Below are 788 nucleotides of genomic sequence, written 5' to 3'. Positions count from 1 at the left end.
TCGCAAAGCATCTTAACGCCCAGCGTAACGCGCTATGCCTACCGCTCCAAATCCAAAGCGGCAGGAATCAAAGCGGACCGCGTATTTTCACGCAGTCAAAAACACATTACCTCCGCCTATGCCGGCATCGATTATGTGAAACAGACTGCAAAATTTGCCGACAGCAAACTGGAACTGCAAAGCCCGGAAATCTATTCGGCACAAGTCGGCCTGTCGCATACAACCATCCTGCCAAACGGTATTTGGCTCAACAATATCGGCGTGGAACAAGGGTTTGCGAAAAATACCGAACATACGCCGTTCGACAAGCGCTATACCTCTGTATCCTTGCAAAGCAATTTGATTCAAAACCGCCCATTGGGTAAATGGATCGTGCGCAACCATCACCAAATCGATGCCCAATATAGCCCTCATGATTTGTTTGCCACCAAAGAAATGGACGTCGTCGGTCATCAAAATGTACGCGGTTTCCGTTCAACTTCTTTGAGCGCAAACAGCGCAGTCCTGTTAAGCAATACCGTTTATTTCCGCCGCAATACGCCTCACGGCATCTATATCGAGCCTTATCTGGGTGCAGACATCGGCGTTGCCAAAAACAATAACGAAGGTTCGCAACGCGCCATGGGTGTGGTTGCAGGTTTGAATTTGGGCAAGGCGGATAAATGGCAACTTTCTGCCGACTATGGCAAAGGTTTTGCGCGCATGCCCAACCAATCAAACAGTGAAATACAGGATCATGTGACCGTTTCTTTGCGCATTCCATTTTAAAGTTAGGTAAATATATAGCC

The 788-nt window shown here is 48.0% G+C and carries 1 protein-coding gene; it reads left to right on the top strand.

Going from position 1 to position 788, the window contains the following annotated elements:
* Window positions 1-768 (top strand): ShlB/FhaC/HecB family hemolysin secretion/activation protein (locus tag ACTHUR_RS13325; RefSeq protein WP_440399003.1); only part of this gene is annotated, 768 nt, incomplete at its 5' end.
* Between the last annotated feature and the right edge of the window lie 20 nt (window positions 769-788).

The organism is Neisseria sp. P0021.S007 (genome assembly GCF_051956855.1).
Note: the sequence above shows the minus strand (reverse complement) of the source record. Positions and strands in the feature narration are given on the sequence as shown.